The following is a 24,227-nucleotide window of genomic DNA, read 5'->3' as shown; positions in this document are numbered from 1 at the left end:
TAAAGATGCTTCCAGACAATGGAGTTCTGGAGCCTTCTTCGTCCGAGACCGGACAAAATGAGGAGAGAAAATTGATGAAAAACAATCATCGCATAAATGAACATGGCCACTTGGAAATAAACGGAGCAGATACAACCCGCCTTGCCGAAAAGTATGGAACACCGCTTTACGTCTACGATATGGAGGATATCTGCAGCCGTGCTGAAGCATTTAAACAGGCATTCGAAGAGGAGGGAGTCGGCTATCAGGTCGCCTATGCCAGTAAAGCATTCAGCTGTATCGCTATTATCGAACTGATGGATGAACTCGGCCTCAGCCTGGACGTGGTTTCAGGAGGAGAGCTTTATACAGCTTTAAAGGCAGAATTTCCACCTCACCGGATTCATTTTCACGGTAACAACAAAACGCCTGATGAAATTGAGATGGCCGTAAAGGCCGGAATTGGCTGTTTTGTAGTAGATAATTTTAATGAGCTGACCTGGCTGATGGCAATAACTGATGCTCTTGATACGGACATGAATGTATTGCTCAGAATTACGCCTGGTGTGGAAGCACACACCCATGAATATATCAGTACCGGTCAGGAGGATTCAAAATTCGGTTTTGATATTACGAGCGGCCAGGCAGAGGATGCCATTGTTCAGGTGCAAGACCATTCTCGTCTGAATCTTCTCGGTGTGCACTGTCACATCGGATCTCAGATCTTTGAAACGACAGGGTTTGTGTCTGCTGTACGTGAAGTGTTCGGGCACCTCGACCAATGGCGGGCGGCTGCCGGCTTTGTACCTGAAGTTGTCAATCTCGGAGGCGGATTCGGCATCCGGTATAACGAGGACGATGAGCCGCTTCCCCTTCAGAGCTACGTGAAAGCCATGGTAAACGCCGTGAAAGAGGAAGCGTCAGCAAGAAAGTTCCCTGTACCTGAAATTTGGATTGAACCGGGAAGAGCCCTTGTAGGCGAGGCAGGCACAACCCTGTATACGGTGGGTTCGCGCAAATCCATTCCCGGTGTGAGAGACTATATTTCTGTTGACGGCGGCATGACCGACAATCTGCGTCCGGCTCTTTACCAGGCAAAATATGAGGCCGTGGCTGCCAATAAAGCAGATCAGGACAGAACAGAAACGGTTTCGATTGCAGGGAAATGCTGTGAATCTGGTGATATGCTCATATGGGATTTAACCGTGCCTGAGCTCAATCAAGGTGATGTTCTGGCCGTTACTTCCACTGGTGCCTATGGGTATTCAATGGCTAACAATTACAACCGTATCGCACGTCCGCCTGTAGTGTTTATCAGACATGGTGAGGACCAGTGTGTAATTCAACGGGAAACCTACGAAAACATGACAAGTCTTGATCGTTCCTTAAAACAAATTGGAGCGCAGGTGCAGGAGACAAAATCATAATGGAGATAATGGCCCGCTTTCCGGATGATTTCCGGATCAGCGGGTCTGCTTCTTTCTTTTTTACCGCTTTATGATGTAAAATAGATCGTGCGTTACATAATGTCTATGATGAATAACAGGAGGATGATTGATATGAAAAAAGGAACTATTGTACTTGATAACGGCAGCAAACTTGAACTTGAGTTTTACCCTGAAGCAGCTCCAGGTACTGTTGAAAACTTTGAAAAGCTTGCTAATGAAGGGTTTTATGATGGTCTTACTTTCCACCGTGTTATTCCAGGGTTCGTTGCACAGGGCGGCTGCCCAATTGGAAACGGAACAGGCGGCAGCAAAAACACAATCAAATGTGAAACAGAGGGAAATCCGCACAAGCACGTTCAGGGAACGCTTTCAATGGCTCATGCAGGTAAAGATACGGGCAGCAGCCAATTCTTTATCGTTCACGAACCTCAGCCGCACCTTGACGGTGTTCACACGGTTTTCGGCCAGGTAACAGAAGGAATAGACGCAGTACTCGACATCAAAGCAGGCGATGTTATGCAGGAAGTGCGTGTGTTTGACGAAGTATAATCATGTCTACGAAAGGCGGCCTGGAATGGCCGTCTTTTCTATTGTGTTATAAATTGACTGTACAGAAGCTTCGCTTCACGCCGTCCGTTTGTTTTTGCGGCGTTGCCGCAGGAGTCGCGCTGCTGGCGTCAGCTTCGCATAATATAGGTTTACTGACTAAGAGGTATACTTATTAATTAAATATGGAGCGGAAGGCGGCGACTCCAGCTGGAAAAGCAACAGTTGAAGACCCCGGAGGGTGATTTTCCTGAGGAGGCTGAGGCGTTGCCCGCGGAAAGCGTCCGCCTGCAGCGCAATAAAACAACAATCTTTCCAAATACAGCTTTTCGAAACAGAGTGAAGTGTGTGTGGCGAGTATGCGGCAGAGCACGAGCGGGAAGCGCTTTCAAAAATCTGAGGCGAAATTCGACCCACTTATACATTTTTGTGATATACTATACAAAACTTCATCATCATATGTTTCTTCGGGGCAGGGTGAAATTCCCAACCGGCGGTGATAAATGATTATTTCATTTTAAGCCCGTGACCCGTTTCCAGCTGAGCAATACGGAAACGGTGGATCCGGTGAAAGACCGGGGCCGACAGTATAGTCTGGATGGGAGAAGAAACAGTGGAAAAAACCGGAATCCGAACAGGAAACCAGTATGTTTATTTTTCGTACTGGAACTGTAATTCGGCCAGTGTGTCTTTTTGTACACCATCCTCCGGTTTATTAGCCATTGTTTATTTTGCCTGAAGAGACGCTCTTCAGGTTTTTTTATGTGAAAAAAACGACCTTCCGCATATATGAGCATACAGGAGGCAAACGATGTGAATGACGAAACCTATATGAAAATGGCCCTCGGCCTTGCCCGTCCGACGCTTGGACAGACGTCTCCCAATCCGGCTGTGGGGGCCGTTCTTGTAAAAAATAATGAAATTATCGGAATGGGTGCCCATTTAAAAGCAGGAGAACCTCATGCTGAACGACATGCCCTCTCCATGGCGGGAAAAAAAGCCGGCGGCGCGGTTATGTATGTAACACTTGAGCCATGTGCCCATTTCGGCCGGACACCGCCTTGTGCCAAAGCCCTCATTGAGGCTGGGGTAGCCAAAGTGGTTATTGGCGCTAAAGATCCGGATGAACGGGTTTCCGGCCGTGGCATCCGCATGCTGAAAGCAGCTGGGATCGAGGTAGAGGAAGGAGTTTGTGAAGAGGAAGCTCTTGAACTGAACCGGATGTTTTTTCATTCGGTCACAAGCCGTACCCCATACGTCACATTGAAAACCGCATCAAGCCTGGACGGGAAAATTGCCACGCACAAAGGTGAAAGCAAATGGATTACCGGTGAAAAGGCAAGGGAGGATGTGCACAGACTAAGACATACGCACGACGCTATTTTAGTAGGTGTAAATACTGTTATTGCAGATAACCCTTCCCTTACGGTCAGACTCCCAGGCGGCGGGAAAAATCCCGTTAGGATCATTCTTGACAACCATCTCCGTACACCTGCAGACGCCGGCATGCTGCACGACAGACAGGCACCGGTGTGGATCATTACAGGGGAAAACGGTAATAAAGAAAAAAAAGCCGCGCTTGAAGCGGCGGGGGCTGAGGTGATGACGCTGGCCGGGGATGCGGTTCTTATCGAACCATTGCTGGAGCTTCTTGGGGAATCCGGAATTCGTTCTCTTCTCGTAGAGGGAGGCGGGTCGGTGAACGACAGCTTTTTAAGATCCGGCCTGTTCAACCAGATAATTGTTTACCTCGCGCCGATCCTGATTGGCGGCAAAGAAGCAAGGTCATCCTTTTCGGGTCTCGGGATCGGTCGGCTCGAGGATACCGCGAAACTTACGATCAAAACGACAGAAACCATCGGCGACGACCTGAAAATTACCGCTGTGAGGGAGGAGAACCATGTTTACCGGAATTATTGAAGAAAAGGGTACAGTTAAATCGATTCGGGAAACCGGAGAAGCAATCGTGATGGTCATTGAAGCCCCGGGAATTCTGACAGATGTTAAACTTGGGGACAGTATTGCGGTTAACGGGGTTTGCCTCACCGTTACTTCGTTTACAGACCGGACATTTTCAGTTGATCTGATGCCGGAAACGGTTCGTGCCACGAGCCTTAAGCTGTTAAAAAACGGCTCCTATGTGAACCTTGAACGGGCGATGGCTGCCGGCGGACGCTTCGGGGGGCATTTTGTAACAGGTCACGTTGACGGCACCGGTACGATTGTCTCAAAGCGAAAAGAAGCAAACGCTGTCTATTATGACATCCAGGTGAGCGGGGAACTTCATAAATATATGATGCTTAAGGGATCGGTTGCGGTAGACGGAACAAGCCTGACGATCTTTGGAACGTCAGACGGTACGTTTACGATTTCAATTATCCCCCACACGATCGAGGAGACAATCATCGGCTCCAGAGGCCCTGGGGATATCGTGAATATAGAAACGGATATGCTGGCGAAGTACATTGAACAGTTTCTGTTTCATCGTCTTCCGGCAGATGGGGATGTATCGGACAAATTGACCGAATCTTTTCTGAAAGAACACGGATTTTAAAAAAATCGAGCAGGAAGGTCGTGAATGACATGATCCAATTTGACCGGATTGAAGAAGCAATCTACGAACTTATGCAGGGGAAAATGGTTATCGTCTGTGACGACGAAGACCGGGAAAACGAAGGGGACTTTGTTGCTCTTGCAGATAAAACAACACCTGAAGTGATTAATTTTATGATCACACACGGCCGCGGGCTCGTCTGTACACCGATTACCCGGGAACGCGCTGCAGAACTGAACCTTGTACCGATGGTTGATCACAACACGGATCCCCACGGAACTGCTTTTACTGTCAGTATCGATCATGAATCAACCACAACGGGAATTTCCGCTCATGAGCGTGCCGATACGGTTCGTGCCCTGATTGATCCAAACGCAAAAGGAACGGATTTTAAAAAGCCGGGTCATATCTTCCCGCTTATTGCCAAGGACGGAGGTGTTCTCAGAAGAGCCGGCCATACAGAGGCTGCAGTAGACCTCGCCCGTCTGTGCGGTTCGGCTCCTGCTGGAGTCATCTGCGAAATTATAAAAGAAGACGGTTCAATGGCAAGAGTGCCGGACCTGAGAAAAATTGCAGATGAGCACGACCTTAAAATGATTACAATCAAGGATCTGATTCAGTACCGGAACAGAAAGGATCAGCTTGTTAAAAAGGAAGTGGAGATTACACTGCCTACCGAATTCGGTGACTTCAAGGCGATCGGCTACTCCAACGTAGTGGACGGTAAAGAGCACGTGGCTCTGGTCAAGGGGGAGATTAACCCGGAAAAACCGACTCTCGTCCGTGTGCATTCCGAGTGTCTCACCGGAGACGTTTTCGGTTCCAACCGCTGCGACTGCGGCCCTCAGCTCCATGCTGCACTCGAACAGATCGAAGAGGCTGGAGAAGGTGTGCTCCTCTACATGCGTCAGGAGGGCCGCGGTATTGGTCTGCTGAATAAAATGAGAGCCTATAAGCTCCAGGAAGAAGGTCTTGATACTGTCGAGGCGAACACGAAGCTCGGATTTGCTCCTGATCTGCGGGACTATGGAATCGGTGCTCAGATCCTCAGGGATATCGGTGTAAGCAAGATGAGACTTCTTACGAACAACCCGAGAAAAATAACGGGGCTCAAAGGCTACGATCTGGAAGTAACAGACCGGGTACCGCTGCAGCTTCCTCATAAAAAAGCAAACGAACGATATCTGAAGGCGAAAAAAGACAAGCTCGGCCATATGCTTCACTTTTAGTACATGCAGAAATAATTCATACTAAAACAGATGAAAATACATTTCAGGGAGGAATCAGGAATGGGAAACGTATATGAAGGACAACTTGTAGGGACAGGACTGAAAGTAGGGATTGTTGCAGCGAGGTTTAACGAATTTATTACAGGTAAGCTTGTGGGGGGAGCCCAGGACGCTCTCAGACGCCACGGGGTTAACGAGGATGATGTTGATCTTGCGTGGGTACCGGGAGCATTTGAAATTCCTCTGATCGCAAAAAAAATGGCCGAATCCGGCAAGTACGATGCGGTGGTGACCCTTGGTACAGTTATTAGAGGTTCGACACCTCACTTTGATTATGTCTGCTCAGAGGCGGCCAAAGGTGTATCGGCAGCAGCGATGTCCAGCGGCATTCCGGTTATCTTCGGTGTCCTCACGACAGAAACCATTGAGCAGGCAATCGAGCGTGCCGGAACCAAAGCAGGGAACAAAGGCGGCGAGGTAGCTGTCGCAGCCATTGAAATGGCCAGCCTTGCTAAAACACTTGACCAGTAAGAAAAGAAGGGAACTTTATGATCATTCCGTATCATCAAGACTGTGAAAAAATTGCTATGGGGCTGCTGTCCTATATGCCTGGAGAAAAGAAAGTGAAAAAGCTCCAGAATACGATGAAACATTACAGGGAAGACCCAGACTGGCAGCTGTTTTTCTGGAAAGAAGAGGATACCATCGTCGGCGTAATGGGAATCGAGCGGGACGGGAATCGGGCCTATCTGCATCATCTGGCGATCAACCCGTCCTACCGCGCAGAAGGGATCGGCAGAAAAATGGTTCTCGCACTCGGAAGCGAGCTCAAGGAAACGTTATGTGCCACAAAATCCACCACAGCATTTATTGAGTCGTGTTATGAAGGTTCCGAAACCTGACAGCAGGGCGTGTTTTAAGGCAAGGCTATTTTAAAGCTTGATGTTGATATTTCTCTTGTTGATTGAAGCGTACGCGCGACGCTCGGAACAGCGCCGGCTGAAGACCCCGCAGGGACGAGCAGAGAAAGAAGCATGGTTCCCGAGGAGGCTGTAGCGGTGCCCGCGGAAAGGGAGCGCAGTGAGTGAAATTAACAACAGACTTTAACAGAGCCTAAGGAATAGTAAAAAGAAAGGAAGGCTAATTGGCCTCCCTTTCTTTTCTTTTTTTTATGAGGCTCTTTCTGCGGGCTTCGATAACGTCCGAACGGTCTCTCAGTTTATGTTTATATACCAGATTTTTATTATCAGCAGTTTCAGGTTCGCCCCACAAAAAGCCTTCTTTCCTGCTTTTGGACATGAGATCCTGTTCAAGTCCTGCATCGGAGAAGGGCAGGTTAAAGGATGTGTAGCCTTCTCTTTTTTTCAGTACGGCAAGCCTTTCTCTCATCAGGTTCAGCCATTTGTCTGTATCAATGCCCAGGGACCGGAAAACAGCCGGTTTCTGTTCAGCAGTCACAATCACTTTTTTCAGAAGTCGTACAGCCCCCGGGAAATTCCCCTGACGGTGATGATAGAGAGAAACGGCGAGCTGAATCAGAGCAAGCCAGTGATCCTGGCGGTCTTCCTTCCATTTTTCCTCCATTACCTCGTGACATTCAAACAGATCTCGTTCTGCCTGAAAATAAACCAGATATTCTTTGTATTCCTCCGGATATTGCATCAAACATCCCTCCCTGTTTCCGCATATGATCTCGTTTTCTACTTTAACACATTTTTTATCAGGATGATTTTTCTTTAACACTCAGCCAGTAGGGTGAAACCTGTGATATAATGCTTGAAGATATGAAGGAACTGGGTGAAAAAGACATGCATTACAGCGTCAAACTGCAGGCATTTGAAGGACCGCTTGATCTTCTGCTCCACCTGATACAGAAAAATGATCTTGACCTTCACGATATTCCAGTAGCTGAAATCACGGACCAGTATATGAATTACGTGCATACGATGAAAGTTCTCCAGCTTGATATTGCCAGTGAATATCTGGTGATGGCTGCCTCCCTGCTTGAGATGAAAAGCAGCCTGCTTCTACCAAGGCAGGAAGAGGTTTACGAAGATGAGGATGTCTTTCATGACGATGAGGACCCGAGAGACGATCTGATGAAACGGCTCATTGAATACAAACGCTATAAGGAAGCAGCTGGTGATTTGCGGGAAAAAGAAGTGGAAAGAAGCCATCTTTTTTCAAAACCGGCCGCAAACCTGAGTGCTGTGGCCGATGAGGATGAAAAAGAAGTTTCTGAAGTGGATGTGTCACTATACGACATGCTTGACGCTTTTTCAAAAATTGCAGCACGTAAAAAGAAGAAAAAAATCGTCTATTCAACTGTCCAGAGAGACGAGATTTCCATCGATGACAGAATGACACATATTGTAAGCCGGCTTGAGGGAGTTCATGGACGTGTGCCATTTGAATCTTTGTTTGACGAGCAGTCCCGTACACAAAAAGTGGTAACCTTTCTTGCTGTACTCGAGCTGATGAAATCGAAGATGATCGGCTGTGAACAGGACAGTAATTTTGATTCAATTGTTGTTTATCAGACTTGAGGTGACGAACGGTGAAAAATGAAGAGATAAAAGCCGTAATGGAAGGGATTTTGTTTGTTTCGGGAGAAGAAGGCATTGATAAAAAGCAGCTGGCGGATGTGCTCGATCTGAATATAACTGCAGTAAAGAGGTGCCTTGCTGAACTTGCAGAAGATTACAAATGTGAAGACAGAGGGATTCAGATACTTGAAGCCGGTGACTCTGTTCAGCTTACAACGAAAGCGGAGCACGCGCCATATTTCAAAAAGCTTGTGCAGTCCCCGTCCAGTGCAACTCTATCTCAGGCAGCCCTTGAAACACTGGCAATCATTGCTTATAAACAGCCGGTTTCAAGAGTGGAAATCGAGGACATTCGCGGCGTGAAATCTGAACGGCCGATCCGGACACTTACCGGAAAAAGGCTCGTGAAAGAAGCCGGACGGGCTGAAGGTACAGGGAGGGCGATCCTGTACGGGACAACCAGAGAATTCCTTGAACAGTTTGGACTGCGAACAATTAATGAACTTCCTCCGCTTCCCGAAAATCCCGACGAAGAAGATGCCGAAGGGGAAGCAGATTTATTTTTTGAACGATTTCAGGAACAAATTGATGAACAATCCTAGCATTCTTTACGTACAGGCTTCATACCCTATAGTACCAGCAGGTCAAGGAGGTCTTTATGGGAACCGATTCTGTCAGAGGTGAGCTTTCTGTTACTGTTGAAAAGCTCACAAAGTCTGCTGATATTACAAGGGAATTTCTAAACAGCGTCACTCTCCAAATGCTAGTTGATGAATGCGGCGATGATGTTCGCCGAAGTGAGCTTTCCCTTGTCCTTGATCAGCTCAGGCGTCTGCTCGTCTACAGTGACGAAGCGATAGAAGCCTGCAAAATGCTGCTTACCAGGAAAACACTGAATGCAGAACATGCCCGTAAGCGAATGGCCTGGGTCTATCATCACTGCGTCGAGGAATTTTTTCAGCCTCGTTTTGATACATGGTATGAGGACAGCCGGGCCGCCTACTCAGGAATAAGGGCTGTTACTTTCAGGACTGCCGTACCTTCGCGTCTGAAAACGATGATGGCTCTATGTGAAGAGCCGGTACAGCAATTGCGGGAGGAACTTGAATACTACGGGGATTTCAGGGCTCACAGCCGTTAATCCTTGATAAACGTGCCGTATTTATGCGGCATGTTTTTTTGTGTCCGAAGCCTTATGTTTTCTTAACCAAGATCGATTTTCTTTACATAAGGGTAATGATTTAACTGAATATAAAGTGGCTGGTCAGGTGTATATTCGGCGAAAAGAATGTCTTTTGGGGTCATCCCTTTCTGGCGCAGAATCGTTTCAATTACCGGCTTATCAAAAGGCGTCTGTTTCACATTTTCATCGACCCATACTCCGTCACTTATGATGGAAATCGGCAGAGGAACGGCTGATTCGCTGACCTGATGCAGATCCTTTTTTGATAAAGGCTGATACGGAGAGTTTTTTAACACATTTACGGTCCCGTTCGGTTCGAGTATAGCGTAGGCAACCTCCTCCATTGAAAAAACATCCTTGTCCCGGAGCAGGTGCTGGAGCTGATCAAGATCCAGTTTGTTTTTCCTGAGCTGATTTCTGTCTATTACTCCACTCCTTATGACGATAGAAGGCTTACCTTCCAGGATCCCCCGCGTTTTTTTCCATTTCTGCGTGATGTACTCAATAAAGTAAATGAGACTCCCCCATAAAGCTATAGCATAAAGCACATAATTAAGTCCTGTATCTTTATCATAGATCGCGTTTCCCACAAGCTCACCAAGCACAAGGGCAGAGATGAAGTCAAACGGGGTGAGCTGGGTTATCTGTGTTTTTCCGAGAAGTTTAGTCAGAATCAGCAGGCAAAAAAAACCGGCAAGCAGTTCAACAGTAAGGGAGGGGAATGTCGTATTCATTTTCTCGTGTGCCTCGCAGAAGTTTGTCTTACGGTTAGGATAAACAGTCGTGCATAATTTATCACGTTCATGTGCATTTCTAAGTTAACCCGTCTGAGAATGAAAGCGTGCATACATATATTTCGCCCGTCAAAAAAAAATATAAAAGTGACCAGAAAGGGGACTGACAACTGTGAATGCTAGAAAAAGTGTCATTTTATTATTATCATTAGTTCTCCTGATCTGCCTGTCGGCGTGCGGAGGAAAGGCAGAAACAAAAGCTGCTGAAAAAAACCAGGCAACTGTAACTTATCTTGAGGCAAAGAGTGAAATCAGCCAGAAAAAAGCAGATGCAGTAAAACGGGACCTTGCCAAAATGAAGGAAGTAAAAGAAGTACGCGGTGCATCTCTGGAAAATGATATTTACATGGCACTGACCGTTGAAGGGTTTGACCGATTCTTTCTCGATAGGATCCGTAAAGGGGCCCACGATCGCGCTTCAAAGAAATACCCTGAAGACAATATCCACATAACGACGGATAAAAAACTGTCATCGGATCTGAAGAAGCTGGAAACAGAACTGGGCAAAAACAGTGTAGAAAAAGAGGAAGTAAAAAAGAGGCTTAAAAAAATCGAAGACGATATGAGAGGTTAGAAAGGAGGAAGGTCAGTGGGGAAGAAGAAAAAACTGCAGAATCTTACACCTGAACAGAGGAAGTACCAGGAAACCGCCCAGAAGCACGAAATTAAGCGGCCTGTGATCGCCAATTGCATCAAGGCATTTCTCATTGGAGGGCTGATCTGTACGATCGGACAGGCTATTCAGCTGTTTTACATGTATCAGTTCGACTTTACGGAAAAAACGGCAGGGAATCCTACCGTTGCAACTCTTATTTTTATTGCTGTACTGCTGACCGGGCTGGGTGTTTACGACAGGTTTGCTCAAATTGCAGGGGCAGGAACAGCTGTGCCCGTTACAGGGTTTGCCAACAGTATGGCTTCGGCAGCCATAGAGCACAGGACGGAGGGTTACGTCCTTGGTGTAGGGGGCAATATGTTTAAACTGGCCGGCTCCGTTATCGTCTTCGGAACGTTTGCAGCATTCATAATTGCACTGATTCTTACCATTACCGGGTTTGAAGGAGGATGACAGGCATGCTTTTAGGACAGCGCACATGGACATTTCACAAAAGACCTGTGATCATCTCCTCGGGTACTGCGGTAGGTCCTTTTGAAGGAGACGGTCAGCTTGCTGATGATTATGACATTATTCATGAAGACATGTGGTGCAGCCAGGACAGTTATGAAAAAGCACAGAAAAAACTGTTTGAGGATGCTGCCCTTAAGGCTCTTGATAAGGCAGGGAAAAAGCCCGATGACGTTCAGTTTATTTTTGCCGGTGATTTGTCCAACCAGATTACCTCAACCTCATTTGCCTGCCGAACACTCTGCATCCCCTACTTTGGACTATTCGGGGCATGCTCTACCTCTATGGAAGGTCTTGCCCTGGCAGCATTCGTTATGAATGCCGGCGGAGCGAAACTGGTGTTATCCGGGGCAGTCAGCCACAATGCCGTAGTGGAGAAAACGTTTCGATATCCAACAGAATACGGGGCTCAGAAACCGCCAACATCACAATGGACGGTTACAGGGGCTGGGTTCGGCCTTCTTGCCGAGAGCGGCACTGGTCCTGTTGTAACATCTGCCACGATCGGCAAAGTCATCGATATGGGTCTCTCTGACCCTTACAACATGGGGGCTGCTATGGCGCCGGCGGCGGTTGATACGATCACAGGCCACCTGCAGGACAGAGGAGTCGGAATGGATTATTATGATCTGATTGTAACAGGGGACCTCGGGAAAATCGGACGTTCCATCGCCTTGGATCTTTTAAAGGAAAAGGGGACACCGGTGGATCCTGAACGTTTTAAAGACTGCGGCCTGATGATTTATAAAGACGATCAGCCTGTTTTTGCGGGAGCGAGCGGAGCAGGATGTTCGGCTTCAGTTCTTTACAGCCACCTGCTGGGCAGAATCAAAAAAGGCGAACTCAGCCGGATTCTTGTGGTAGCTACCGGTGCCCTTCTTTCTCCACTTACTTTTCAGCAGAAAGAATCGATTCCATGCATTGCTCATGCGGTGGCTATAGAATCAGGAGGTGGGGAACAATGATGACGTTTGTCTGGGCCTTTATTGTAGGAGGACTGATCTGTGTGATCGGTCAGCTACTTATGGATGTAGCCAAGCTGACCCCGGCCCACACCATGAGTGCCCTGGTTGTGGCAGGAGCTGTACTTGACGGCTTGGGTCTATACGAACCGCTGATTGATTTTGCCGGGGCAGGTGCAACAGTGCCTATTACGAGCTTTGGAAACGCGCTCGTTCATGGAGCCGTTGCAGAAGCGAATCAGCATGGCATTGTGGGGATTGTGACCGGTATCTTTGAAGTGACAAGTGCCGGTATTTCATCAGCTATCGTTTTCTCCTTCCTTGCTGCCCTGATTTTCAGGCCTAAAGGGTAGGGCGCGGACCTGTAAATAAAACAACATTTTACCCGTGGAAAGCATCCGCCTGCAGCGTAATATTACGACAATCTTTACGAAAAGAGCATAAAGAAAAGACGGTGATAATATGAAGGACACGGACCACGTAAGAGGCTGCCTGGCCACCCTGCACAGACTTGAAGCAGGACTGGCCGATCTGCAGATGCAGACGACGGATGAAGAGGCTCATGACGTTTACAGGCAGGCGTGTTTAAAAGTACGGACGGTAGCAGGACGTCTGGAAGGCAGGCTTCATGAACTTGAAACCGAGCCTCCGCCCCTGACTAACTGAAAAGACAGGAGATGAACCTTATGCCGGGATGGCTTGATGTAACGATAAGAACCGTAAGCGCAGTTGTACTTATTCTCGCGTCTGCCAGGCTCCTCGTCAGAAAAAATCTTCAGCATATGACACAAACGGAAATTCTGATCATGGCTTTCTTTGCTGCCATGCTGGGGGCAGGAACCATTATGCTCACAGTGCCAATTGTTTACCCCCTCCTCGGCTTTTTTATTGCTGCGCTGACTTTGTATGGGGTTCAGATCCTTAAATTGAAAAGCCAGAGTTTCAGGACTTGGATGCAGGCAGTACCGGTTCCCGTCATTAAGAACGGGAAAATCCTTGAAGAGGCAATGAAGAAACAGCGTCTTTCAAGTGATGAACTGGAAGCCGGGCTCAGAAGGAAAGGTGTTTTCAGCGTTCAGGATGTAGAGTTTGCCATGCTCGAAGATACCGGGGAAATTGACGTTCTGCTAAAAAGCAGCCTCAGACCAGTAACCGCTCGTGATCTTCATTTAAATGTCCTCCCCGTTAAGGAAACGGAAACGATTGTGCGGGATGGGAAAATTCAGCATGAATCACTTAACCGAATCGGGCTGACACAAAGGTGGATTGAACAGAAAGTAGAAGCTATGAACCTGACAATGGATAATGTGTTTCTGGCCCAGGCGGACAGAGACGGCCAGTTGTATATTGATACTTTTGATGATCAGTTGAAACAGAAGAAACCTAACGAAAAAGCGGAGCTGTGGAATGCCCTGAGAAACGCAGAAGCCGATCTGAAATCATTTGCCCGGCATACAGATAATCGTTCCGCAAGACAGATGTACGAACTTTGTGCGGTGGAACTTGAGGAACTTAAGGATAAACTAAAATTATATCTGGCTGAAAAAGAAGGTCCTTCCGTTTAAAGATAAAACGGAGGACCTTCTTTTCTTTCTCTTACTTTGGAGTAATGAAGTTTTTTATCGCGGGTAATCCCTGCATAGAATACCTCACTTGTACTTGGGATACCATTTCGTCCCAGCTCACGGACAAGCCAGCTGTAATCGAGTCCCAGGTCCGTTAGTACATCTGTATACACCCTGCCTTCTAAAATAACCGGATAGGCAATCCCTTCGCTTTTTTTCTTAATGTCCAGGTCTTCAGCAGTAACTGGAGTCTTGTCAGAGCGTGGATGAACGGTGAGGCTGCCGTTTCCCTCAATAATGGCGAGATCCACATCAGTGACGTCGAAAATGTTTTTCTCCCTGAGCATCTGGAGCACGTTATCAACGGTGTATCGGACTTTTCTGAGGTTACCTGCAAGAAATTTCCCATTATGAACGACGATGGTGGGTTCAAAGGTCACGAGCCTTCCAAATCGTCTGCTCCGCATCATCATCCCTGCAGAAAAACGCTGGAGGAGGGCGATGCCGATAATGGCAGCGACTGTATGGATGTGCTGGATATCGGGATTTGCGATATCAGCACCCGTTACAGAAGCGAGCGTCATGATTACGAGAAAGTCAAACACCGGCAGTGCACCGATCGAACGTTTACCCATGAACAGTGTAACTGCCAGAAGGAGAGGGAGGATCGTGCTGATTCTGAATATAACGAGACCAAGGTCCTGAAGAACAGCCACCTTCTCACACCTTTCGGGTTTTACTATATTTTCCACCGTCAGAACTGGATTATGCATCGGCTCAAGCATAACTCTTAAGTACATGCATAGACTTGTACAAACTATGGATGGACCGGGGGACTCGCGATGAAACGAAATCTGACTGCAATTCTGATCCTTATTTTTGCCTGGAGTATGTCAGGACAGCCGCAATCCGCTCAGGCTGACGGGTATCCAGGAGGAACATCAGCCGAGGGGGCGGTCCTGGTGGAGCTGGAAAGCGGCAGGATCTTATATGATAAAGAAGCCCATACACAGATGAGAATCGCAAGCATTACTAAAATCATGACCGCCATCCTGGCCATTGAAGAGGCAGATCTCGATGAGCTCGTAACCGTCACTTCCCGGGCGGAAGGTACGGAAGGATCATCCCTTTATCTGTACGCAGGGGAAAAACTGCCATTGAGAGATCTTGTATATGGTCTGATGCTTCGATCCGGCAATGATGCTGCAGTGGCGATTGCCGAACATGTGGGGGGGAGTCTTGAAGGCTTTGTCTACATGATGAATGAAAAGGCGGATGAAATCGGGATGAGCAGAACGGTGTTCAGCAACCCCCACGGACTTGATGATCATGAGGAGCATTATTCCACCGCCTACGATATGGCTGTCCTTACCCGCTATGCCATGAAAAACGAAACTTTCAGGGAAGTGTCGGCTACAAAAAGCTACAGAGCTTCCGAACGGGAAAACGGTTATCGTGTATTCAACAATAAAAACCGTCTGCTGACTCAGCTTTATCCGTATTCCACAGGAGGGAAAACAGGATATACAAAAAGAGCGAAGAGGACGCTTGTCTCCACAGCAGAAAAAGATGGTCTTGCTCTGGCAGCGGTTACCCTCAACGCCGGGAGTGACTGGAATGACCATATGAATATGTTCAACTGGGCCTTTAACAATCTGACGCTTACAGAACTTGTAAAAGAAGGGAAAGTTAAAGATATTAACGATCCTTTTTACAAAGGAAAAGTGTACGCGGACTACAGTTTCGAATATCCCCTTACAGAAGACGAGAAACAGCTGATCGAGCTGAAACTCACCCTGATTGAACCGCCTGAAGATAACCGCTGGGCAGAAGAAGGCTACCCGAACCCGATCGGTTCTGTGCAGTTGTACCTGGACGGTGAAAAAATTGGAGCTGTTCCCCTCTCCTATGAGACTGATGTAAAAGTAAAACGATCGTTCTGGCAGAAGATATGGAACTTGTTTTTTACGGCAACCGGCGTGAAAACAAGTGGTTAACCTGATCTGGGTGATCCTGTTTGTCATCGGTATCGCGTTTGCAGCAGTGAACGGGACGATGGATCAGGTGAACAAAGCCGTCTTTGAAGGTGCGCGTGAAGCAGTCACCATATGTATTGGACTGATCAGTGTACTCGTGTTCTGGCTTGGTCTGATGAAAATTGCGGAAAAAGGCGGGATTCTGCGTGGACTTAGCAGGCTGCTCGGACCGTTTGTAAGACGGCTTTTTCCCGACGTTCCGAAAGAATCCCCGGCAATGGGCTACATTTTATCCAACATGAGTGCGAATATGTTCGGGCTCGGAAATGCAGCGACGCCAATGGGGATAAAAGCAATGGAGGAATTAAAAAAACTCAATGGGAACAGGGACGAAGCGAGCCGATCCATGATTACGCTTCTTGCTATCAACACAGCAAGCATCACTCTCATACCCACAACGGTGATCTCACTGCGTCTTCAATATGGTTCTGTCTCTCCAACTGAAATTGTCGGGACCACGATTGTGGCGACGGCATGTTCCACTGCAGGAGCGATTCTCATCGACCGGTACTTCTATTACCGGAGAGTGCGGAAAGGAAGGGGGTGAGCGGGTGGCCGTTGTTACTTATCTCTCACTCTGGATCATTCCATGTCTGATTGCCTTCATTCTGATTGTGGCGACAATCAGAAAAGTCCCTGCCTATGAAGCTTTTGTGGAAGGGGCGAAAGAAGGAGTTGGTATGTCGTTTGCCATTATCCCCTACCTTGTGGGTATGCTCGTTGCCATCAGCGTTTTCAGGGAATCGGGAGCGATGGAATTTTTTATCGATTTGATCCGGCCGGCACTTCATGCGATAGGGGTTCCGGCAGATATTGTACCTCTTGCAATGATTCGTCCACTGTCAGGTACTGGCGCTCTCGGGATGACATCTGACCTGATTGCCACCCACGGCCCCGATTCCTTTATCGGCAGACTCGCCTCCACGATGCAGGGAAGTACTGATACAACATTTTACGTGCTTACGGTTTATTTCGGCGCAGTTGGCATTAAAAAGATGGGAGATGCTCTGAAAGTTGGACTTCTGGCCGACGTCATCGGCATCGCTGCTGCTATTACAGTTGTCACCATTGTATTTTCATAATCAGAGAAGATCTGTCCTGAACAGGGTCGGTCTTTTTTGTTTGTTTAGGAAACAATAATTTCCGGATATTACTCATTTTTCCCCTGTATTCACTTCTCCATTGAGAGTTTGACGAAAAAAGGATAAAATTAAAGTTTGAAACAATGTGTTTGACGGCGAAACTGAAAATAACCAGGGTGCCGACCAGATAGAAGAGGTGAAAGACGTGGAAAGACTGCAGAAAATTATTGCCCAGGCGGGCGTAACGTCAAGAAGAAAAGCGGAGACGCTGATTGGAGAAGGCCGCGTGAAAGTAAACGGAACAGTGGTCAAGGAGCTGGGAAGCAAGGCTGACCCAGGAACCGATGAAATTGAAGTGGACGGCGTGCCTATTGGAAAGGAAGAGCCGGTATACTTCCTGCTGTACAAACCACAGGGGGTAATCTCCAGTGTGGATGACCATCATGGCAGAAAAACGGTTACAGAGATGATTGCAACGGACAAGCGGGTCTATCCGGTAGGCCGGCTCGATTATGATACATCAGGCCTGATTATTCTCACAAACGATGGGGACTTCGCTAATACACTTATGCATCCGAAATTCAGAATTCATAAAACGTACATTGCAAAAGTGAAAGGAGTTCCTTCCAAACAGAAGCTGAAAACCCTTGAAAAAGGAATTGAACTTGAAGACGGTAAAACAGCACCGGCAAAAGTAAAAATGATCAAAGGAAACAAGCAGAAGGACAATGCCATTGTGGAACTCACAATCCACGAAGGGCGAAACCGCCAGGTACGCCGCATGCTTGAAGCCATCGGCCATCCCGTGGAAAAGCTGAAGCGCGAGCAATACGGCTTTTTGACTTTAAAAGGTTTAAACGCTGGTGAATTTCGTGAACTGAAGCCTCATGAAGTGAAAAAACTTCGTGAACTTGCCGTCACATAATGTTCATTATTAACAGGGGCTCTTCCCTGTAATCTCTTGTATTCGAGTGCTAATATGGGAGTATGGAATAAACTGTCCGGCAGTAGTAATGCTGCCGAACACGAGGGGAGAATAAATGAAAAAAAGGAGACTTGTCATAAGAACGGCCATTTTGCTTGTGCTTGCAGCCGCCCTCGGTTATACCTTTTACACACATTTTTCGGAGGACCGCGGCCTTGTGGATGCAGGGGATCAGGCTCCGGATTTTGCTCTTGAAGATACAGAAGGCAACACTGTTCATCTTGATGAACTGAAAGGCCAGGGCGTGTATCTCACATTCTGGGCAACGTACTGCAATTACTGCCGGGATAAAATGGAGTACTTAAAAGAACATCATGAGGATTATAAAGAAAGAGGGGTCGAAATTGTTGCAGTGAATGTGGACGAACCGTCTGTATCGGTTCAGCGGTTCATTGACAGGCACAACGTCCCTTATGCTAACGTTATTGACCGCGGCATGCGGGTTAGCAACGCATACGGTGTTCGGCATCTGCCGGCTGTTTATCTGATCGATGAGTCAGGAACAGTAATCGAGAATCAGGTAGGCGGAAAAACGGAGGCGCAGGTGCTTGAAGCGCTGGAAAAATTAGTACCAGACAGCGGCTAGGGGGTCACCATGAAGAAAGTGATTTGTGAATGCGGCCATGAAAATCCCTACGGCACTGAACTGTGCGAATCGTGCGGTAAACCGCTGAAAGATCAGGGAAAAGGGCTCGTAAATATGCGATATGAGGGAGCAGCAAGGCGCTCCCAGACTTACAGTAAAACAATTGTTGATAAAATATGGAATTTCTTTTCTTCCGTTAAGGTTGGTATCTGGATTATCGTTCTGACGCTTTTGGCGTCATCACTGGGAACGATTTTCCCCCAGGAAATGTTTATTCCGCCAGGTGAACGGGCGTCCATTTACTATCGGGAGGAATATGGGACAGCAGGCCAGCTTTTCTACCAGCTCGGGTTTCATAATCTCTACAGTTCCTGGTGGTATATGCTGCTTGTTGCAGCTCTTGGCACGTCCATTATCGTGGCAAGCATCGACCGCTTTTTTCCTCTGCACCGCGCATTGAAAACACAGCGGGTAAGCCGCCACCCAGGTTTCATGCAACGTCAGCGTCTATACAGCAGAACAGCAGCAGACGATGGGGCAAAAGAGAAGATCCGGCTGGCAAAGGACACGCTCAAGAAGAAAAGATATAACGTGAGAGAAGAAAATGGAAACCTTCTTGCTGAAAAGGGCCGTTTCTCCAGGTGGGGACCGTATGTCAATCACATCGGTCTGATTATCTTTCTGATCGGGGCGACGCTCCGTCTGTTTCCTGAAATGTATCTGGATGATCACATCTGGGTCAGGGAAGGCCAGACTGTGGAAGTGAAGGGCACTGGCGGGGAATATTCGGTCAGAAATGAAGAATTCCTGATTGAGTTTTATGATGACGAGGACGAGCGTTTCATCAACAATCCGCAGCAGGCAAGTGCGGTTGCGAAAACCTATCAGACTACGGTTACACTTCTTCAGCAGTCATCTGAGACGATTGGGGCCGGCGCAGAACCGGAAGAGGTGCAGGAATATGCCATTCGTGTAAACGACCCCCTCTCATTTGAGGGATTTTCACTTTATCAGGTGGACTTTAAACTTAACGAACTTTCGGAGTTTACTTTCGCAGTGGAACCGGAAGACGGATCCGATAATGAGATGTTCAGTGAAACAATTGATGTGAATCTGTACGACCCGGAAGTGTTCTATGAACTTGATAACGGATTTACAGTGGAAATTCTTGAATACTTCCCGAACTATGTATTTGAAAATAACGAACCGGGTACTGTGAACCGCATTCCGGACAACCCGCGCCTCATCGTGGAGATTACACCTCCTGGGGAAGACGAGGGTGAAATGAGTATGATTGGTATTCAGGTAAACAATCCGTTTTCCGAGGAAAATGAATACCGTCTCCGCATGGTTGATTTTGATACGAACCACGTGAGTGCACTCGCTGTCCGGCGTGACCGCACGATACCGATCCTCATCGCAGGAGGCATCATTTTTATGATTGGTCTTGTGCAGGGATCCTACTGGCATCACCGCCGGATGTGGATTCAGGAGCGTGATGGGGAACTGATGCTCGCCGGTCACGCAAATAAAAACTGGAACGCCCTGAAAAAGGATTTTGACTGGCTGTCAGAGCAGACAGGACTTCCTAAACCTGAGGATCAGGCAGAAGAGGAAACGACAGGGCAGAGGGACGAAGGAGTGAACTCGAACAATGACAACGCTGGCACAGACAAGCAGTAATCTGCTTTTAGCCGCTTTTTTCCTGTATTTTCTTGCGACAGTACTGTTTGCTGTTTCAATTACAGGCGGGCGCTTTAAGGATAAAAAAGGGGAAGAACGAAACCGCATGGGAACCTACGGATATATTGCATCGGTTCTTGCATTCGTTCTGGCAATCGGATATTTTGTGACCCGCTGGATGGCAGCGGGCCACGCCCCTGTAAGTAACATGTTTGAATATACGACATTTCTCGGAATAATGATGGGTCTTGGATTTGTGATTATTTACCCGATCTATAAAAGCCGGGTCCTCGGGCTCTTTACAATGCCTGTGGTCATGCTGATTATTGCCTATGCATCGGTCTTCCCAACAGAGATCCAGCCGCTGATTCCAGCGCTTCAGACCGGGTGGCTGCAGATTCACGTAATTACAACAGCGCTTGGTCAGGGGATTCTCGCTGTCGGGTTCGCAGCAGGACTTGTTTATCTTGTGCGGGTAACAGATTTCACAAAGAAATCCCGTAAAGTTACCGCGCTTGAACTCGTTCTTTTCGGACTGCTATGTTTTGTAGGCCATGTGATGTTAAACATGGGCTTTGGGGCAGCCGGATATGATAAAGAATTCAACTATGTGAACGAATACGGTGAAGAAGCGCAGATGACCTACCAGCTTCCTGCTATTATCGGACCGAATGAAGCAACACTGGCATCAGAAGAAGGATCCAATCCTCTTCTTATGGCACCTGACTTTATCGTTGCGGATGACCTGAATGCCGTTATCTGGGCCTTTATTGCCGGTACGGCGCTATACTGGCTGCTCCGTCTGATCTTCCGTAAACCGCTTGGAGGAGCGCTGCAGCCCATTGTCAAAAGTGTGAATCCGCAGAGTGCAGACGAACTTAGTTACCGGGCGATTGCGATTGGGTTTCCGATCTTTACTCTCGGAGGACTCATATTCGCCATGATCTGGGCTCAAATAGCCTGGACACGGTTCTGGGGATGGGATCCGAAAGAGGTCTGGGCTCTTATTACGTTTCTGTTTTATGCTGCCTATCTCCATTTGCGCCTTTCAAGAGGCTGGCAAGGAGAAAAAAGTGCATGGCTTTGTGTGATCGGCTTTGCGATCATTATGTTTAACCTGATATTTGTGAATCTCGTTATTGCAGGGCTGCACTCTTATGCTATGTAACGTTAACGTTAATAGCCGCCGGTATTTACCGGCGGTTTTTTATGTTTGTAAAAGGGAACTTTAAGAAGGCGCTTCCTGATTTTTCACCTTATTGACACAGGTTTCGTGCCGATTCTGTGACGGAGGGTTGTACGGAGTGATAAACTGATAGAAGATGCAGTTTGAATGCCTGCCGCCAGGCGGCAGCAGTTTTAGACAGGAGGCTGTGCAAAGATGGAAACTACAGAAGCAAGACTACTGGTCGTTGATGATGAAGAACGCATCAGGCGGCTGTTAAAAATGTATCTGGAGCGGGAAAATTATCAGGTTGATGACGCTGAAAATGGTGAAAAAGCCCTGGATATGGCAATGAATGAAGATTACGACCTGATTCTGCTTGATCTTATGATGCCTGGTATCGACGGAATCGAGGTTTGTGAGGAATTGAGAAAGCATAAAGCGACACCGGTGATCATGCTTACAGCCAAAGGTGAGGAAGCAAACCGTGTGCAGGGGTTTGAAGCGGGGACCGATGATTACATTGTAAAACCGTTCAGCCCGCGCGAAGTGGTGCTTCGGGTGAAAGCCCTTTTGCGACGTGCATCCACGACGAAATTCCTTCAGACCGAAACAGCAGCCAAAGATATTCTTGTGTTCCCTCATCTTACGATTGATAACGACGCTCACAGGGTGCTTGCAGATGATCAGGAGATCAGTCTTACCCCTAAAGAGTATGAACTCCTGCATTACCTGGCCCAGGCTCCGGATAAAGTCTTTGCGCGGGAGGATCTTCTGAAGAACGTATGGAACTATGAATTTTTTGGGGATTTGCGAACTGTTGACACGCATATCAAGCGGCTCCGTGAAAAGCTCAATAAAGTATCGCCTGATGCAGCCAATATGATCTCCACTGTATGGGGTATCGGTTATAAATTTGAGGCAGGCAGACAGTAATGTTCTGGCGAAGCGTAGTAGGAAAACTCTGGGCGACGATCTTACTTCTTGTAAGCGTCGTCCTTCTGGTGCTTACAGTTCTTCTTTTACAGTACTTTGAACATTTCCACAGCGAACAGGCAGAGGAGCAGCTGCTCAACCATGCCTCTCTTATTGTGGGGCTGATGGAGGATAATCACCCTGGGGAAGCCGCTGTCTCCATGGGAAGCAGGATCGCAGAAAACTATTCAACGAGATCTGTCATTGTGCTTGATGAGGACGAGTACTGGTATTCCTCCGGAGATACCAGCCATGAGCTGCCGGTGGAGTTGTTTTATGCCGACAATGATCTGGCCAGGGTAATGAATGAAGAAGAAGTCGTTGTTGAGCGCGGGGACTATGAACTGAACGGGGGGAGCGGGGCACACCAGGAACTGCTGGTTGTCGGTATGCCATTCGTGTCCGATGGCCAGTCCGGTGCAGTATATCTGTACCAGTCGCTTGATGTCGTGGAAGAGGCTTCCTCGCAGACGAAAAATATTATTTTTCTCAGCGCGGGTATCGCAATCATTCTGACAACAGTATTTGCATTCTTCCTGACCACCAGAATTACGGCACCGCTCAGACGGATGCGCAAGGCTTCTCTGGAAGTGGCAAAAGGGAATTTCAATTCCAAAGTGCCGATTCAGACGAGCGATGAAATTGGACTTCTGGCGATGGCGTTCAATCGGATGGCCCGGACGCTGAACGTGAACCTTGCTGCCCTTAACCGGGAAAAAGAACAGTTATCCCGCATTTTAAGCTCGATGGCGGACGGCGTTATAACGCTGGACCGCCGAGGTGAAATGAGCGTCATGAATCCACCAGCAGAAGCATTCGTAGAGGCATGGCGCTATGAAAAAGTCAGCGGGGACCAGGCGGCATTGCCGGAGGAGATCGGGCACTTGTTCCGTGAAGTCGTTGAGAAAGAAGAGGAACAGCTCGCAGAAGTAGACATACAGGGCAGAAATTGGGTGATCGTTATGACCCCCCTTTATGATGAAGAAGTGATTCGCGGAGCTGTTGCCGTTCTTCGCGACATGACGGAAGAACGACTTCACGATAAATTGAGAAAAGACTTTGTCGCCAACGTATCCCATGAACTGCGCACACCGATTTCCATGCTACAGGGATACAGTGAAGCAATAATAGATGACATTGCCGAATCGGAAGAAGAGAAAAAGGAACTTGCTAAAATTATATATGATGAGTCCCTGCGGATGGGCCGTCTCGTAAATGAACTGCTTGATCTTGCAAGAATGGAAGCGGGGCATATTCAGTTAAACCGTGAGCAGACGGATATGACCGCATTTGCGAAAAGAGTGTACAGGAAATTCTCTACCGTGGCAAATGAACATGACGTGCACCTCACAGAACAAATCAGGACGGTCAGCCGCCATTATCTGATTGACGAGGATCGGATGGAACAGGTACTCACCAATCTGATTGATAATGCCATCCGGCATACATCCGAAAACGGCCGCGTCACACTTGCTCTTGAGGAAGAGGAAGACGGCGTAAGAATCGATGTGGAGGATACGGGAAGCGGTATTCCGGACGAAGATCTTCCATTCGTTTTTGAACGGTTCTACAAAGCTGATAAGGCAAGAACCCGCGGCAGGGCAGGGACGGGCCTTGGGCTTTCGATTGTTAAAAACATTGTTCAGGCTCACAGCGGGAAAGTTTCTGTTCACAGCAAGCTGAACGAAGGGACCACTTTTACCGTGTTTATTCCCGGTCGTAAGGAGTATGAGTAAGATTTTTGTCCCGGGATAAAACAGGCTCCTGTAAGTGAAAAGGCTCC

At 47.7% G+C, this 24,227-nt stretch carries 28 protein-coding genes and 1 riboswitch; of the genes, 25 read left to right on the top strand and 3 right to left on the bottom strand.

The window, feature by feature from the left end:
- Positions 1-74 precede the first annotated feature (74 nt).
- The 7 genes from lysA (at position 75) to CR205_RS07835 (ending at position 6,658) form a co-directional block, all read left to right on the top strand.
- The gene (gene lysA, locus CR205_RS07865) at positions 75-1,406 is read left to right on the top strand and encodes a diaminopimelate decarboxylase (protein WP_110518419.1); all 1,332 of its coding nucleotides are present in this window, start codon (positions 75-77) and stop codon (positions 1,404-1,406) included.
- Positions 1,407-1,538: 132 nt separating this feature from the next.
- Entirely contained in the window at positions 1,539-1,976 is a 438-nt protein-coding gene (locus tag CR205_RS07860) for a peptidylprolyl isomerase (protein WP_110518417.1), read from the top strand.
- A gap of 456 nt (positions 1,977-2,432) precedes the next feature.
- Positions 2,433-2,587, top strand: a riboswitch (FMN riboswitch).
- 199 nt (positions 2,588-2,786) lie between these two features.
- Positions 2,787-3,893 carry a bifunctional diaminohydroxyphosphoribosylaminopyrimidine deaminase/5-amino-6-(5-phosphoribosylamino)uracil reductase RibD gene (gene ribD, locus CR205_RS07855; protein ID WP_236634721.1) on the top strand — a complete coding sequence of 369 codons (1,107 nt, stop codon included), beginning with the start codon at positions 2,787-2,789 and terminating at the stop codon, positions 3,891-3,893.
- Positions 3,874-4,527, top strand: coding sequence for a riboflavin synthase (gene ribE, locus CR205_RS07850; protein WP_110518413.1), 654 nt, complete (start codon positions 3,874-3,876; stop codon positions 4,525-4,527). Before ribD ends, ribE begins: the two co-directional genes overlap by 20 nt.
- 29 nt (positions 4,528-4,556) lie before the next feature.
- Positions 4,557-5,756: a bifunctional 3,4-dihydroxy-2-butanone-4-phosphate synthase/GTP cyclohydrolase II gene (locus CR205_RS07845; RefSeq protein ID WP_110519744.1), complete on the top strand. Its 1,200-nt coding sequence runs from the start codon at positions 4,557-4,559 to the stop codon at positions 5,754-5,756.
- Between the two features lie 60 nt (positions 5,757-5,816).
- A complete protein-coding gene (ribH, locus tag CR205_RS07840) occupies positions 5,817-6,287 on the top strand; it encodes a 6,7-dimethyl-8-ribityllumazine synthase (RefSeq protein WP_110518411.1) in 471 nt (156 codons plus the stop codon).
- A 17-nt stretch (positions 6,288-6,304) separates the two neighbouring features.
- The gene (locus CR205_RS07835) at positions 6,305-6,658 is read left to right on the top strand and encodes a GNAT family N-acetyltransferase (RefSeq protein ID WP_110518409.1); all 354 of its coding nucleotides are present in this window, start codon (positions 6,305-6,307) and stop codon (positions 6,656-6,658) included.
- A gap of 238 nt (positions 6,659-6,896) precedes the next feature.
- Here the strand turns inward: CR205_RS07835 and CR205_RS07830 are convergent, their stop codons facing one another.
- A complete protein-coding gene (locus tag CR205_RS07830; protein ID WP_110518407.1) occupies positions 6,897-7,418 on the bottom strand; it encodes a DUF309 domain-containing protein in 522 nt (173 codons plus the stop codon).
- A gap of 110 nt (positions 7,419-7,528) precedes the next feature.
- On the opposite strand from CR205_RS07830, the gene CR205_RS07825 reads away from it, so the two are divergent.
- The 3 genes from CR205_RS07825 to CR205_RS07815 are packed head-to-tail and all read left to right on the top strand — an operon-like array spanning position 7,529 to position 9,443.
- A complete protein-coding gene (locus tag CR205_RS07825; RefSeq protein WP_328587718.1) occupies positions 7,529-8,302 on the top strand; it encodes a segregation/condensation protein A in 774 nt (257 codons plus the stop codon).
- An 11-nt stretch (positions 8,303-8,313) separates the two neighbouring features.
- On the top strand, positions 8,314-8,904 hold the full coding sequence (gene scpB, locus CR205_RS07820; RefSeq protein WP_110518405.1) for an SMC-Scp complex subunit ScpB: 591 nt from the start codon (positions 8,314-8,316) through the stop codon (positions 8,902-8,904).
- 56 nt (positions 8,905-8,960) lie between these two features.
- Complete coding sequence (locus CR205_RS07815) at positions 8,961-9,443, top strand: DUF3907 family protein (RefSeq protein ID WP_110518403.1); 483 nt, start codon at positions 8,961-8,963, stop codon at positions 9,441-9,443.
- 62 nt (positions 9,444-9,505) lie between these two features.
- Here the strand turns inward: CR205_RS07815 and CR205_RS07810 are convergent, their stop codons facing one another.
- Positions 9,506-10,219 (bottom strand): DUF421 domain-containing protein, encoded by a 714-nt coding sequence (locus CR205_RS07810; protein WP_110518401.1) that lies wholly within the window; start codon positions 10,217-10,219, stop codon positions 9,506-9,508.
- Between the two features lie 172 nt (positions 10,220-10,391).
- Here CR205_RS07810 and CR205_RS07805 point away from each other — a divergent pair, with 172 nt between their 5' ends.
- From CR205_RS07805 to CR205_RS07780, 6 genes are all read left to right on the top strand, one after another.
- Entirely contained in the window at positions 10,392-10,853 is a 462-nt protein-coding gene (locus CR205_RS07805) for a hypothetical protein (RefSeq protein ID WP_110518399.1), read from the top strand.
- Positions 10,854-10,868: 15 nt separating this feature from the next.
- Positions 10,869-11,348, top strand: coding sequence for a stage V sporulation protein AC (spoVAC, locus tag CR205_RS07800; protein ID WP_110518397.1), 480 nt, complete (start codon positions 10,869-10,871; stop codon positions 11,346-11,348).
- Between the two features lie 5 nt (positions 11,349-11,353).
- Positions 11,354-12,370: a stage V sporulation protein AD gene (spoVAD, locus tag CR205_RS07795; protein ID WP_110518395.1), complete on the top strand. Its 1,017-nt coding sequence runs from the start codon at positions 11,354-11,356 to the stop codon at positions 12,368-12,370.
- Positions 12,370-12,720 (top strand): stage V sporulation protein AE, encoded by a 351-nt coding sequence (gene spoVAE / locus CR205_RS07790; protein ID WP_110519740.1) that lies wholly within the window; start codon positions 12,370-12,372, stop codon positions 12,718-12,720. The genes spoVAD and spoVAE overlap by 1 nt, the downstream gene beginning before the upstream one ends.
- 109 nt (positions 12,721-12,829) lie before the next feature.
- Positions 12,830-13,033: a DUF1657 domain-containing protein gene (locus CR205_RS07785; protein WP_110518393.1), complete on the top strand. Its 204-nt coding sequence runs from the start codon at positions 12,830-12,832 to the stop codon at positions 13,031-13,033.
- Positions 13,034-13,053: 20 nt separating this feature from the next.
- A complete protein-coding gene (locus CR205_RS07780; RefSeq protein ID WP_161524717.1) occupies positions 13,054-13,932 on the top strand; it encodes a DUF421 domain-containing protein in 879 nt (292 codons plus the stop codon).
- Here CR205_RS07780 and CR205_RS07775 read toward each other — a convergent pair.
- Positions 13,929-14,648, bottom strand: coding sequence for a DUF421 domain-containing protein (locus tag CR205_RS07775; protein ID WP_236634720.1), 720 nt, complete (start codon positions 14,646-14,648; stop codon positions 13,929-13,931). The genes CR205_RS07780 and CR205_RS07775 overlap by 4 nt on opposite strands.
- Before the next feature lie 126 nt (positions 14,649-14,774).
- Between CR205_RS07775 and CR205_RS07770 the strand changes: the two genes are divergently transcribed.
- From CR205_RS07770 to CR205_RS07730, 9 genes are all read left to right on the top strand, one after another.
- Positions 14,775-15,929, top strand: a complete 1,155-nt coding sequence (locus tag CR205_RS07770) for a D-alanyl-D-alanine carboxypeptidase family protein (RefSeq protein WP_110518389.1) — start codon at positions 14,775-14,777, stop codon at positions 15,927-15,929.
- Positions 15,922-16,515, top strand: coding sequence for a nucleoside recognition domain-containing protein (locus CR205_RS07765; protein WP_110518387.1), 594 nt, complete (start codon positions 15,922-15,924; stop codon positions 16,513-16,515). The genes CR205_RS07770 and CR205_RS07765 overlap by 8 nt, the downstream gene beginning before the upstream one ends.
- A 4-nt stretch (positions 16,516-16,519) precedes the next feature.
- Positions 16,520-17,050: a spore maturation protein gene (locus CR205_RS07760; protein WP_110518385.1), complete on the top strand. Its 531-nt coding sequence runs from the start codon at positions 16,520-16,522 to the stop codon at positions 17,048-17,050.
- A 205-nt stretch (positions 17,051-17,255) separates the two neighbouring features.
- Positions 17,256-17,975: a pseudouridine synthase gene (locus CR205_RS07755; protein WP_110519736.1), complete on the top strand. Its 720-nt coding sequence runs from the start codon at positions 17,256-17,258 to the stop codon at positions 17,973-17,975.
- Positions 17,976-18,090: 115 nt separating this feature from the next.
- Positions 18,091-18,621: a thiol-disulfide oxidoreductase ResA gene (gene resA, locus CR205_RS07750; protein WP_110518383.1), complete on the top strand. Its 531-nt coding sequence runs from the start codon at positions 18,091-18,093 to the stop codon at positions 18,619-18,621.
- A 9-nt stretch (positions 18,622-18,630) separates the two neighbouring features.
- Positions 18,631-20,304, top strand: a complete 1,674-nt coding sequence (gene resB, locus CR205_RS07745) for a cytochrome c biogenesis protein ResB (protein ID WP_110518381.1) — start codon at positions 18,631-18,633, stop codon at positions 20,302-20,304.
- On the top strand, positions 20,285-21,472 hold the full coding sequence (ccsB, locus tag CR205_RS07740; protein WP_110519735.1) for a c-type cytochrome biogenesis protein CcsB: 1,188 nt from the start codon (positions 20,285-20,287) through the stop codon (positions 21,470-21,472). Before resB ends, ccsB begins: the two co-directional genes overlap by 20 nt.
- Positions 21,473-21,685: 213 nt before the next feature.
- Entirely contained in the window at positions 21,686-22,405 is a 720-nt protein-coding gene (locus tag CR205_RS07735; protein WP_110518380.1) for a response regulator transcription factor, read from the top strand.
- Positions 22,405-24,180, top strand: a complete 1,776-nt coding sequence (locus CR205_RS07730; protein ID WP_110518378.1) for an ATP-binding protein — start codon at positions 22,405-22,407, stop codon at positions 24,178-24,180. Before CR205_RS07735 ends, CR205_RS07730 begins: the two co-directional genes overlap by 1 nt.
- Positions 24,181-24,227: the final 47 nt, after the last annotated feature.

Origin of the sequence: Alteribacter lacisalsi, assembly GCF_003226345.1 — a bacterium.
Classification (GTDB): domain Bacteria; phylum Bacillota; class Bacilli; order Bacillales; family Salisediminibacteriaceae; genus Alteribacter; species Alteribacter lacisalsi.
Note: the sequence above shows the minus strand (reverse complement) of the source record. Positions and strands in the feature narration are given on the sequence as shown.

What these genes read in the sequence shown, in the direction of transcription:
- CR205_RS07825 (WP_328587718.1), top strand. Translation starts at nt 7,529, where the DNA reads ATGCTTGAAGATATGAAGGAACTGGGTGAAAAAGACATGCATTACAGC.
- spoVAD (WP_110518395.1), top strand. Translation starts at nt 11,354, where the DNA reads ATGCTTTTAGGACAGCGCACATGGACATTTCACAAAAGACCTGTGATC.
- CR205_RS07785 (WP_110518393.1), top strand. Translation starts at nt 12,830, where the DNA reads ATGAAGGACACGGACCACGTAAGAGGCTGCCTGGCCACCCTGCACAGA.
- spoVAE (WP_110519740.1), top strand. Translation starts at nt 12,370, where the DNA reads ATGACGTTTGTCTGGGCCTTTATTGTAGGAGGACTGATCTGTGTGATC.
- CR205_RS07815 (WP_110518403.1), top strand. Translation starts at nt 8,961, where the DNA reads ATGGGAACCGATTCTGTCAGAGGTGAGCTTTCTGTTACTGTTGAAAAG.
- lysA (WP_110518419.1), top strand. Translation starts at nt 75, where the DNA reads ATGAAAAACAATCATCGCATAAATGAACATGGCCACTTGGAAATAAAC.
- resB (WP_110518381.1), top strand. Translation starts at nt 18,631, where the DNA reads ATGAAGAAAGTGATTTGTGAATGCGGCCATGAAAATCCCTACGGCACT.
- CR205_RS07770 (WP_110518389.1), top strand. Translation starts at nt 14,775, where the DNA reads ATGAAACGAAATCTGACTGCAATTCTGATCCTTATTTTTGCCTGGAGT.
- ribE (WP_110518413.1), top strand. Translation starts at nt 3,874, where the DNA reads ATGTTTACCGGAATTATTGAAGAAAAGGGTACAGTTAAATCGATTCGG.
- CR205_RS07780 (WP_161524717.1), top strand. Translation starts at nt 13,054, where the DNA reads ATGCCGGGATGGCTTGATGTAACGATAAGAACCGTAAGCGCAGTTGTA.
- ribH (WP_110518411.1), top strand. Translation starts at nt 5,817, where the DNA reads ATGGGAAACGTATATGAAGGACAACTTGTAGGGACAGGACTGAAAGTA.
- resA (WP_110518383.1), top strand. Translation starts at nt 18,091, where the DNA reads ATGAAAAAAAGGAGACTTGTCATAAGAACGGCCATTTTGCTTGTGCTT.
- CR205_RS07735 (WP_110518380.1), top strand. Translation starts at nt 21,686, where the DNA reads ATGGAAACTACAGAAGCAAGACTACTGGTCGTTGATGATGAAGAACGC.
- CR205_RS07860 (WP_110518417.1), top strand. Translation starts at nt 1,539, where the DNA reads ATGAAAAAAGGAACTATTGTACTTGATAACGGCAGCAAACTTGAACTT.
- CR205_RS07845 (WP_110519744.1), top strand. Translation starts at nt 4,557, where the DNA reads ATGATCCAATTTGACCGGATTGAAGAAGCAATCTACGAACTTATGCAG.
- CR205_RS07810 (WP_110518401.1), bottom strand. Translation starts at nt 10,219, where the DNA reads ATGAATACGACATTCCCCTCCCTTACTGTTGAACTGCTTGCCGGTTTT.
- CR205_RS07830 (WP_110518407.1), bottom strand. Translation starts at nt 7,418, where the DNA reads ATGCAATATCCGGAGGAATACAAAGAATATCTGGTTTATTTTCAGGCA.
- CR205_RS07730 (WP_110518378.1), top strand. Translation starts at nt 22,405, where the DNA reads ATGTTCTGGCGAAGCGTAGTAGGAAAACTCTGGGCGACGATCTTACTT.
- CR205_RS07835 (WP_110518409.1), top strand. Translation starts at nt 6,305, where the DNA reads ATGATCATTCCGTATCATCAAGACTGTGAAAAAATTGCTATGGGGCTG.